Origin of the sequence: Stenotrophomonas sp. CCNWLW162, assembly GCF_037203745.1 — a bacterium.
GTDB classification, from domain to species: domain Bacteria; phylum Pseudomonadota; class Gammaproteobacteria; order Xanthomonadales; family Xanthomonadaceae; genus Stenotrophomonas; species Stenotrophomonas maltophilia_AQ.
Window position 1 is genome coordinate 116,245 of sequence record NZ_JBBCBL010000001.1, and the last position, 10,295, is coordinate 126,539.

Below are 10,295 nucleotides of genomic sequence, written 5' to 3' on the forward strand. Positions count from 1 at the left end.
CGCGCAGGGAAGCCTCAGCGCAGGGCGGCGCGACGCTTTTCGTCGATCCACTTCGAGGCCTGGGCCGGCTGGTAGTTCTTCATCCACGCCAGCATTTCTTCGATGTCCGAGCCGTACCACAGGTCCTGGCGCTGGTCCGGGTGCAGGAAGCGCTCTTCCACCATGCGATCGATCATGCCGATCAGCGGCGCGTAGAAGCCTTCCACGTCGAGGAACGCGCACGGCTTGTTGCCGATGCCCAGCTGGCGCCAGGTCAGCATCTCGAAGATTTCTTCCATGGTGCCGAAGCCGCCCGGCAGGGTGACGAAGCCATCGGCCAGGTCGAACATGCGCGATTTGCGCTCATGCATCGAACCAACGATTTCCAGTTCGGTCAGGCCGCGATGTGCCACTTCCCAGTCGGCCAGCTGGCGCGGAATCACGCCGGTCACTTCGCCGCCGGCAGCGAGCACGGCATTGGCCACGGTTCCCATCAGGCCGACGTTGCCGCCGCCGTACACCAGGCGCATGCCATCGCGGGCGATGCGGTCGCCCAGGGCAAGGGCGCGTTCGGTATAGGCCGGCTTGCTGCCAGCGTTGGAACCACAGTACACACAGATCGATTTCATGGATCTTCCTGTCTCTTGGCCGGAAACGAAAACGCCCCATCGCCGACCGCAGAGCGGTCAGGGACGGGGTGTCTATGGATTATGGACCTTCGCGGTTGCCGTCTGTAGAGCCGAGCCGCGCTCGGCTGTTCTTCGTTCAGATCGCGGCAACGGTAGAGTCGAGCAAGCTCGACTCTACAAAGAACGGGGCTTACGCCGCGGCGGCCTGCTCGCGGCGCGGGCCTTCACGCAGGGCGCGGCCGACCAGGCCCACCAGCAGGTCCAGCTCCTCGCTGTCCATGCCGAAGTGCGGAGTGAAGCGCAGCGAGTTCTCGCCACCGTGGATCACGTTGATGCCGTGCTGGCGCAGCCATTCCTCGGTGGAATTGGCGCCGTAGCACTTGAACTGCGGGGCCAGCTCGCAGGAGAACAGCAGGCCGGTGCCCTGCACCTTGGTGATCAGGCCGCCCAGTTCGCCCTTGAGCTGCTCCAGCTTGCGCACCGCCTCGGCACCGCGCTCGGCGATGTTGGCGCGTACCTGCGGGGTCAGCTGGGCCAGGGTGGCGCAGGCCACGTCCAGCGCACGTGGGTTGCTGGTCATGGTGTTGCCGTAAATGCCCTTGCGGTACAGCTGCGCGGCATGCTCGGTCACGGCCAGCACCGACAGCGGGTACTGCGCGGCGTTGAGCGCCTTGGAATAGGTTTCCATGTCCGGCGGATCGAGGCCTTCGAAGCCCGGGTAATCGACCACCGACAGCACGCCATGCGCGCGCAGGCCGGCCTGGATCGAGTCCAGCAGCAACAGGCTGCCATGGGCACGGGTCAGTTCGCGGGCCACCGCATAGAACGACGGCGGCACCGAACGGCCCGGGTCGCCTTCGCCCATCACCGGCTCCAGGAACACCGCCTCGATGAACCACTGGTTGCGCGCGGCATCCTCGAACACCTTGCGCAGGCCGGCCTCATCGTACGGCGCCACGGTAATCACCGAGTCCTCGCCGCGGTAGCTGGCCAGGTGCTGCATGTAGCTCTTGCGGCTGGAATCGGAATACAGGGCAGGGCGGTCGGTACGGCCATGGAAGCTGCCCTTGACCACCACGCGCTTGATCGCGGCGCCGGCGTGGCGGGCACCCGGGTCGGTCTGCAGCTTGGCATTGACGTCGGCGATGCGAGCGGCCAGGCCGACCGCTTCAGAGCCGGAATTCAGGCACATGAAACGGGTGAACGGGCAGCCGCCACGACGGTGGCCGATCTCGGCGCGCAGCGCGGTGATGAAGCGCTGCTGGGACAGGCTGGGGGTCATGATGTTGGCCATCACCTGCGGGCGCGCCATCGCCTCCAGCACGGCATCCGGGGTGTGCCCGAAGCCGAGCATGCCGTAGCCGCCGGCGTCGTACAGCACCGCGCCCTTCAGGGTGACCACCCAGGGGCCGCGTGCGGCCAGTGCCACGTACGGAGTCACCGCATCATCGGCATAGAAATTGACGAAGCCGTCCTGCATCGCGTCGATCTGCGCCTGTTCGTCCTGCGCCAGCAGCGGCCCCAGGTCGGCCTGCACGCGCGCGAATTCCTCGGCGGCGGCGTCCACCGCGGCGATCAGCTGCGGGTGGTTGGCGGACAGGGCCTTCAGGGTGGCATCGTCCAGGCCGGAGGTGAGGCGGGTGCCGGGCTGGTTGCGCAGGGGGGCGAGACGTTCGATGAAGCTCATTGCAGATCTCCTGAAACAATGGGTCGCACGGGTCTTCAAAAGCAAAACGCGCGTCATCACGCGCGCTTGGGGCAGGCTCGTGCAGCGGACTTCCAACTCGATGCTAGCACTTGTTTTTTTGCGCGATAACCCCGCAGAAACCTGCTGCATAGCAGCATTTTGCGCGACGTTCCCCGCGAAGCGCGCCGGCTCGCAGACGCTGGACGTACAATGCGCGCCATTGTCGACCTGTTGCCGCCCACTGCCTTGAAGAAGTCCGATTTCAACTACGACCTGCCGGCTGAACTGATCGCGCAGGCGCCCTTGGCCGAACGTTCCGCAAGCCGCCTGCTGCTGGTGCCGCAAGCCCCCGCCGCCTTCACCGATCTGCAGGTGCGAGACCTGCCGTCGCTGCTGCAGCCGGGCGATCTGTTGGTGTTCAACGACACCCGGGTGATACCGGCGCGCCTGTTCGGGCAGAAGGCCAGCGGTGGCCGCGTCGAGATCCTGATCGAGCGCCTGCTCGGCGGCCAGCAGGCACGTGCCCAGGTGGGCGCCAGCAAGTCGCCCAAGGCCGGCAGCCGCATCGCGCTGGATGCCGGTGGCGAAGCCGAGGTGCTGGGCCGCGACGGCGAGTTCTATGTGCTGCAGTTCCATGTGCCGGAATCGCTGGAGCAGTGGCTGCTGCATGCCGGCCGCCTGCCGCTGCCGCCGTATATCCAGCGCGAGCCGGGCATGGACGACCGTGAGCGCTACCAGACCGTGTTCGCGCGCGAAGTGGGCGCGGTGGCGGCGCCGACAGCCGGCCTGCATTTCGACGAACCGCTGCTGGCCGCGCTGAAGGACAAGGGCGTGGACTTTGGCCACGTCACCCTGCACGTGGGTGCGGGCACCTTCCAGCCGGTGCGTGCCGATGACCTGAAGGACCACGTGATGCACCGCGAGTGGCTGAACGTGGGTGCCGAGCTGGTGCAGCAGGTACGGCGCACGCGCGCCGCCGGCGGCCGGGTGATCGGCGTCGGTACCACCGTGGTGCGCGCGCTGGAAAGCGCGATGCGCGATGGCGAACTGCTGCCGTTTGCTGGTGAAACGCAGATCTTCATCACCCCGGGCTACCGCATCCGCAGCGTCGACGCGATGGTGACCAACTTCCATCTGCCGGAAAGCACGCTGCTGATGATGATTTCCGCGTTCGCCGGCAAGGAGCGCGTGTTCGAGGCCTACCAGCACGCGATCGCGCAGCGCTACCGCTTCTTCAGCTACGGCGACGCCATGCTGCTGTTCCCGCAGGCGGGGTAGGGTAGCGCCGGGCCATGCCCGGCGAGCACGCCGTGCTGCCCAAGAGCCGCCGGACGTGGCCCGGCGCTACCTGTAGGTGCCGCGTTTGGGGGACAATAGGCGACTATTTGCCCGAATGACCGCTCCATGTCCCGATTGCAGTTCCAGCTCCAGACCCGCGACGGCCGTGCCCGCCGTGGCCGCCTGACCTTCCCGCGTGGCACGGTGGAAACGCCGGCCTTCATGCCGGTGGGTACCTATGGCTCGGTCAAGGGCATCCTGCCGGACCAGGTGCGTGCGTTGGGTGCCGAGATCATCCTCGGCAATACCTTCCACCTGTACCTGCGGCCGGGCCTGGACATCATCGCCGACCACGGCGGCCTGCATGGCTTCTGCCGCTGGGATGGCCCGATCCTGACCGACTCCGGCGGCTTCCAGGTGTTCTCGCTGGCCCACCGCCGCAAGATCACCGAGCAGGGCGTGACCTTCGCCTCGCCAACCGACGGTGCCCGGGTGTTCCTGGGCCCGGAAGAGAGCATGAAGATCCAGAAGGTGCTCGATTCGGACGTGGTGATGATCTTCGACGAGTGCACCCCGTACCCGGCCACCGAAGACGTTGCCCGCCGTTCCATGGAACTGAGCCTGCGCTGGGCCCAGCGCAGCCGCAACGCGCATGACGAGCTCGGCAACGACGCGGCCCTGTTCGGCATCGTCCAGGGCGGCGTGCACACCGACCTGCGCAGCCGCTCGGCCGATGCCCTGCAGGCGATCGGCTTCGACGGCTATGCCATCGGCGGCCTGGCCGTGGGCGAGCCCGAAGACGAGCGCAACGCCATGCTCGACCACCTGGACCCGGAACTGCCCACTGACCGCCCGCGCTACCTGATGGGCGTGGGCCGGCCGGAGGACCTGGTCGAGGGTGTCGCACGTGGCGTGGACATGTTCGACTGCGTGATGCCCACCCGCAACGCGCGCAACGGCCACTATTTCACCTCGTTCGGCACCGTTCGCATCCGTAATTCCCAGTACGCGCGCGACATGGACCCGATCGAGCCGGGCTGCGGCTGCGTGGCCTGCACCGGCGGCTACACCCGGTCCTACCTGCGCCACCTGGACCGCTGCAACGAGATGCTGGCGCCGATGCTGGGCACCCTGCATAACCTGTTCTATTACGAAAAGCTCATGGCCGACATCCGCGCGGCGATCGAGGCGGGAACCTTCCTGGCCTTCCGTGAGTCTTTCTACACGGCACGCGGGGCGGTCGCGCCGCCCCTGTAACCCGAACACCCCCTGCCAAACGGCCCAAGGACGAATGCCCGGGGCCGTGGCATACTTCAAGGCTGACCCAGATCCGCGGTCGACACCTCGTGCCCGTGAAAGGGCCGAAGCGCCGCCCAACCAAAGGACCAACGATGAACCTGCTTGCCTTCCTGATTCCCGCCGCCCACGCCCAGGCCGCCGGCGGCCAACCGCAGGGCATGGGCCTGACCACGCTGCTGTTCCCGGTCATCCTGATCGCCATCATGTACTTCCTGATGATCCGCCCGCAGATGAAGCGGCAGAAGGAGCACAAGTCCATGCTGGAGAAGATCAAGCGTGGCGACGAAGTGCTGACCAACGGCGGCATCGCCGGCAAGGTCACCGACATCGGCGACAACTTCGTCACCATCGAAGTGGCCGAGAACGTGCGCATCCGCGTGCAGAAGGGCGCTGTTGGCAGCGTGCTGCCGACCGGCACCCTGGATTCGGCCAAGTAAGCCACTCCCTTTCCGAAGCACAACCGCGGCGCCGGGGATGGCGCCGCGCGGGACCCAAGCAATGCTCGAATTTCCACGCTGGAAGTACGTCGTCATCCTGATCGTACTGGCGCTCAGCGCGCTGTACGCGCTGCCCAACATCTACCAGAAGGACCCGGCCATCCAGATCACCGCCAACCGTGGCGGGCAGATCGACGATGCGCTGCGTGACCGTGTGCTGGCCGACCTGAAGAAGGCCGGCGTGGACGCCGTTGGTGCCGAGAAGGAAGGGGAGAGCCTGATCGTCCGCCTGCCGGACCTGAAGGCGCAGTCCGCTGCCAGCGACGCCCTGCGTGACACCGTCGGTGAGAACTACACCGTGGCCCTGAACCTGGCCTCGACCGTGCCGGACTGGCTGGCCAACCTCGGTGGTCGCCCGATGGTGCTGGGCCTGGACCTTCAGGGTGGCGTGCACTTCGTGCTGCAGGTCGACCAGAAGGCCGCCCTGGACAAGCGCCTGGATGCCTACACCGAAGACGTGCGCAGCACCCTGCGTGATGCGCGCATCCCGTACCAGTCGGTGGAACGCCGCGCTGACAACAGCATCGTGGCCAACCTGAGCCCGTCCGCCGGTGACGATGCCGCGCAGCGCGCCCGTGCCGCCCTGGTCAAGGCGCAGCCGACCCTCGGCTATGACATCAGTGGCAACCGCATTACGGTGACCGTGCCGGAAACCGAGATCACCCAGATCGCCAACGGCGCCATCGAGCAGAACATCAACACCCTGCGCAACCGTGTGAACCAGCTCGGCGTGGCCGAGCCGATCATCCAGCGCCAGGGTGCCGACCGCGTGGTCGTTCAGCTGCCGGGCGTGCAGGACACCGCCGAAGCCAAGCGCATGATCGGCGCCACCGCCACCCTGGAATACCGTGCGGTGGTCGAGGGCAACGCGCAGGACGCCATCACCGCCGGCCGCATCCCGCCGGAGGCGAAGGTCTACCAGCAGCGTGATGGCCGCGGCCCGATCCTGCTGAACAAGCGCGTGATCGTCACCGGTGACCAGATGGTCGGCGCGCAGGCGGTGACTGATTCGAACAGTGGCTCCCCGGCAGTCAGCGTGACGCTGAACAACGTCGGCGGCCAGCGCATGTTCGACTTCACCAGTGCCAACGTGAACAAGCCGATGGCGGTGGTCTATACCGAGCGCGTGCCGACCGTGACCGTCGTTGACGGCCAGGAAGTGCGTGGCTTCAAGGTCAACGAGGAAGTGATCTCGGTGGCCAACATCAACGGCGTGTTCGGCAAGAACTTCCAGACCACCGGCCTGCAGAAGAAGGAAGCCGAGGACCTGGCCAAGCTGCTGAAGTCCGGCTCCCTGGCGGCGCCGATGGACTTCGTCGAAGAGCGCGTGGTCGGCCCGAGCCTGGGCGCCGAGAACGTCAAGAACGGTATGCGCGCGGTCGTGTTCGCATTCCTGTTCACCCTGGTGTTCTTCAGCGTCTACTACCGCATGTTCGGTGTGATCACCTCGATCGCGATGCTGTTCAACCTGCTGATCGTGGTCGCGGTGATGTCGCTCTTCGGTGCGACCATGACCCTGCCGGGCTTCGCCGGCCTGGCGTTGTCGGTCGGCCTGTCGGTCGACGCCAACGTGCTGATCAACGAACGTATCCGTGAAGAACTGCGTGCCGGCGTGCCGGGCAAGACCGCGATCGTGACCGGTTACGAACGTGCTTCGGGCACCATCCTCGACGCCAACCTGACCGGCCTGATCGTCGGTGTGGCGCTGTTCGCATTCGGTACCGGTCCGCTGAAGGGCTTCGCGCTGACCATGATCATCGGTATTTTCGCCTCCATGTTCACCGCGATCACCGTGTCGCGTGCACTGGCGACGCTGATCTACGGCCGCCGCAAGAAGCTCCAGAACGTGGCCATCTGACGGGACGACACGCACATGAAACTGTTTCCGCTGCACATCCTCCCGAACGACACCAAGATCGACTTCATGCGCTGGCGCCATGTCGCGATGGTCGTCACGATCATCGTGTTCCTGGCCTCGATCGCCATCATCGGCTTCAAGGGCTTCAACTACGCCCTGGACTTCACCGGCGGCACCCTGATCGAAGCCCGCTTCGACAAGGCGGTGGACGTCGAGCAGGTCCGTACCAAGCTCGAAGAGAGTGGCTTCGACGGCGCCCAGGTACAGAGTGTTGGTGGCAACACCGATCTGCTGATCCGCCTGGCCCCGCACGGTGAGCACGCCCCGGGCACCGGCGATGCCGCGCACGAGGACAAGGCCACCGCCGCGGCCGTAGTGAAGGCGCTGTCCACCGCTGACAACCAGGCTACGGTGCTGCGCAATGAGTTCGTGGGTCCGCAGATCGGCAAGGACCTGGCGATGAATGGCCTGTACGCCACCATCTTCATGCTGGCCGGCTTCCTGATCTACATCGCGGTGCGCTTCGAATGGAAGTTCGCGGTCACCGCCAGCATCGTGGCGATGTTCGACCTGATCGTGACGGTGGCTTATGTGTCCCTGCTGGGCCGTGAGTTCGACCTGACCGTGCTGGCCGGCCTGCTGTCGGTGATGGGCTTTGCGATCAACGACATCATCGTGGTCTTCGACCGCGTCCGCGAGAACTTCCGCAGCCTGCGCGTGGACTCGATGGAAGTGCTGAACCGTTCGATCAACCAGACGCTGTCGCGTACGGTGATCACGGCTGTGATGTTCTTCCTGTCAGCGCTTGCCCTGTACATGTACGGCGGCAGCTCGATGGAAGGCCTGGCTGAGACGCACATGATCGGCGCGGTGATCGTCGTGCTGTCCTCGATCCTGGTGGCGGTGCCGATGCTGACGATCGGTTTCCTGCGCGTGAGCAAGCAGGACCTGCTGCCGAAGGCGAAGGACGTCGAGGCATTGGCCCGTCGCCCGTAGGCACCTACTGCATGCAGCACACAGAGAACCCCGCGCAAGCGGGGTTTTTTGTTGGCAGGGCGGCGCCCTGCACCTGCCGAAGCAACAGCAACAGCCAAATCCAAAGCGAAGCGGCATTCCGTGGGATGGCGGGGCACTGTGAGTTTGCGGGGACGCCGTAAACCCATCCATGGGGGCTTGGTCGCCGCATCCATGCGGCTCACACCCCGCAAACCCACAGTGCCCCGCCTTCGACAGGTTCACGCGGCTGTTGGTGGGTGCCGACCGTTGGTCGGCACATCTGTCAGATATCGATACAAACAAATGGGGGCAGATCCGTTTTCCTTCGGAAAACGGATCTGCCCCCAAGAGCTGTTCCGACAGATCGCGGAAGACTGTCGAAGGCGGGGTGGGTCCGGTGGAGGGGGTGTGAGCGGCATGGATGCCGCGACCAAGCCCCCATGGACGGGTTCACGGCGTCCCCCTCCACCGGACCCACCCCGCCATCTCACAGGAACCCAGCTTTTGACGTTGCTCCGGTCTCTGCAGGTGCAGGGTGCAACCCTGCAAAACACCACCACCCTACGCCAGCGTCGGTTGTGCAATCTTCCCCCGCGCACTACGATCCTGCGGTTCGCGCGCGCAGGCGCGCGCCCGTATTCCTGCTGAGCGCCCCGCGCGCCGCATCTGCCAACCCGAGGTATCCATGGTCATCAAACCGCGCGTCCGCGGCTTCATCTGCGTCACCACCCACCCGACCGGCTGCGAGGCCGCCGTCAAGCAGCAGATCGACTACATCCGTGCGCGCCCGCCGATCCAGAACGGCCCCAAGCGCGTGCTGGTGATCGGTGCCTCTACCGGCTACGGCTTGGCTGCGCGCATCACCGCGGCGTTCGGCAGCGGCGCGGCGACCCTGGGCATCTTCTTCGAGCGCCCTGGCACCGAGAGCAAGCCGGGCACTGCGGGCTGGTACAACTCCGCCGCGTTCCACAAGTACGCCGACGAAGCCGGCCTGTACGCCAAGAGCATCAACGGCGATGCCTTCTCCGATGAAGTGAAGGCCAGGACCATCGAGATGATCAAGGCCGATCTCGGCCAAGTGGATCAGGTGGTCTACAGCCTGGCCGCGCCGCGTCGCAAGCACCCGAAGACCGGTGAAATCATCAGCTCGACGCTGAAGCCGATCGGCGAGCCGATCACCCTGCGCGGGCTGGACACCGACAAGGAAGTGCTGACCGAGACCCACCTGCAGCCGGCCACGGCCGAGGAAATCGCCGGCACGGTCGCGGTGATGGGCGGTGAGGACTGGCAGATGTGGATCGACGCGCTGGCCGATGCCGGCGTGCTGGCCAACGGCTGCACCACCACTGCCTTCACCTACGTGGGTGAAGAGATCACCCAGGCCATTTACTGGAACGGTTCGATCGGCGCGGCCAAGAAAGACCTGGACACCAAGGTGCTGAGCCTGCGCGAGAAGTTGGCCAAGATCGGTGGCGACGCCCGCGTGTCAGTGCTCAAGGCGGTAGTCACCCAGGCCAGCTCGGCCATTCCGACCATGCCGCTGTACCTGTCGCTGCTGTTCAAGGTGATGAAGGAAAAGGGTACCCACGAAGGCTGCATCGAACAGCTCGATGTGCTCTACGACATCCTCTACGGTGCCAGCGCCGATGGCGTGGCGGTCGATCGCCTGCGCCACGACCTGGTTGATGGTGACGGCAACAAGGTCGCGCTCATCGACGAAGAAGGCCGCCTGCGTGCGGACTACAAGGAAATGGCGGCGGACGTGCAGGGCAAGGTTGTCGCGCTGTGGCCGCAGGTGACCAACGAGAACCTGTACGAGATCAGCGACCTGGCCGGCTACAAGGCCGACTTCCTGCGCCTGTTCGGCTTTGGCGTGGAGGGAGTCGACTACGAGGCCGACGTCAACCCCGACGTGAAGATCGACAACCTGGTCGATCTGACCTGATCAAGCAAAAGGCCGGCGAAAGCCGGCCTTCTCTTTTGGTAGTGCCGGGGGGGGGGGGGGGCCCCCCCCGGGCGGGGGGGGGCGGGCCGGCGGCGGGCCGCCCCCACGGGCACACACACACCACCCC

8 protein-coding genes are annotated in these 10,295 nt (G+C 65.8%); 6 read left to right on the forward strand and 2 right to left on the reverse strand.

Annotation, left to right across the window (positions count from 1 at the left end):
* Positions 1-14 precede the first annotated feature (14 nt).
* Together V9K93_RS00620 and V9K93_RS00625 are read right to left on the reverse strand one after the other, a co-directional pair.
* Positions 15-608 (reverse strand): LOG family protein, encoded by a 594-nt coding sequence (locus V9K93_RS00620; protein ID WP_012510766.1) that lies wholly within the window; start codon positions 606-608, stop codon positions 15-17.
* Between the two features lie 190 nt (positions 609-798).
* Complete coding sequence (locus tag V9K93_RS00625; protein WP_136639956.1) at positions 799-2,295, reverse strand: aminotransferase class III-fold pyridoxal phosphate-dependent enzyme; 1,497 nt, start codon at positions 2,293-2,295, stop codon at positions 799-801.
* Between the two features lie 210 nt (positions 2,296-2,505).
* Here V9K93_RS00625 and queA point away from each other — a divergent pair, with 210 nt between their 5' ends.
* The 6 genes from queA (at position 2,506) to fabV (ending at position 10,168) form a co-directional block, all read left to right on the forward strand.
* Positions 2,506-3,573, forward strand: a complete 1,068-nt coding sequence (gene queA, locus V9K93_RS00630) for a tRNA preQ1(34) S-adenosylmethionine ribosyltransferase-isomerase QueA (protein WP_337301943.1) — start codon at positions 2,506-2,508, stop codon at positions 3,571-3,573.
* A 126-nt stretch (positions 3,574-3,699) separates the two neighbouring features.
* The gene (gene tgt, locus V9K93_RS00635) at positions 3,700-4,830 is read left to right on the forward strand and encodes a tRNA guanosine(34) transglycosylase Tgt (protein ID WP_337301944.1); all 1,131 of its coding nucleotides are present in this window, start codon (positions 3,700-3,702) and stop codon (positions 4,828-4,830) included.
* Positions 4,831-4,964: 134 nt separating this feature from the next.
* Positions 4,965-5,309, forward strand: a complete 345-nt coding sequence (gene yajC, locus V9K93_RS00640) for a preprotein translocase subunit YajC (protein ID WP_012510769.1) — start codon at positions 4,965-4,967, stop codon at positions 5,307-5,309.
* A gap of 61 nt (positions 5,310-5,370) precedes the next feature.
* Positions 5,371-7,227, forward strand: coding sequence for a protein translocase subunit SecD (secD, locus tag V9K93_RS00645; RefSeq protein WP_046983659.1), 1,857 nt, complete (start codon positions 5,371-5,373; stop codon positions 7,225-7,227).
* A 15-nt stretch (positions 7,228-7,242) separates the two neighbouring features.
* The gene (secF, locus tag V9K93_RS00650; protein WP_136639954.1) at positions 7,243-8,223 is read left to right on the forward strand and encodes a protein translocase subunit SecF; all 981 of its coding nucleotides are present in this window, start codon (positions 7,243-7,245) and stop codon (positions 8,221-8,223) included.
* A gap of 685 nt (positions 8,224-8,908) precedes the next feature.
* Complete coding sequence (gene fabV, locus V9K93_RS00655; protein ID WP_295380941.1) at positions 8,909-10,168, forward strand: enoyl-ACP reductase FabV; 1,260 nt, start codon at positions 8,909-8,911, stop codon at positions 10,166-10,168.
* The last annotated feature ends 127 nt before the right edge of the window (positions 10,169-10,295 follow it).

Bases quoted from the DNA above. Each gene is read 5' to 3' on its own strand.
- V9K93_RS00620 (WP_012510766.1), bottom strand. From the start codon at position 608: ATGAAATCGATCTGTGTGTACTGTGGTTCCAACGCTGGCAGCAAGCCG.
- V9K93_RS00625 (WP_136639956.1), bottom strand. From the start codon at position 2,295: ATGAGCTTCATCGAACGTCTCGCCCCCCTGCGCAACCAGCCCGGCACC.
- queA (WP_337301943.1), top strand. From the start codon at position 2,506: ATGCGCGCCATTGTCGACCTGTTGCCGCCCACTGCCTTGAAGAAGTCC.
- tgt (WP_337301944.1), top strand. From the start codon at position 3,700: ATGTCCCGATTGCAGTTCCAGCTCCAGACCCGCGACGGCCGTGCCCGC.
- yajC (WP_012510769.1), top strand. From the start codon at position 4,965: ATGAACCTGCTTGCCTTCCTGATTCCCGCCGCCCACGCCCAGGCCGCC.
- secD (WP_046983659.1), top strand. From the start codon at position 5,371: ATGCTCGAATTTCCACGCTGGAAGTACGTCGTCATCCTGATCGTACTG.
- secF (WP_136639954.1), top strand. From the start codon at position 7,243: ATGAAACTGTTTCCGCTGCACATCCTCCCGAACGACACCAAGATCGAC.
- fabV (WP_295380941.1), top strand. From the start codon at position 8,909: ATGGTCATCAAACCGCGCGTCCGCGGCTTCATCTGCGTCACCACCCAC.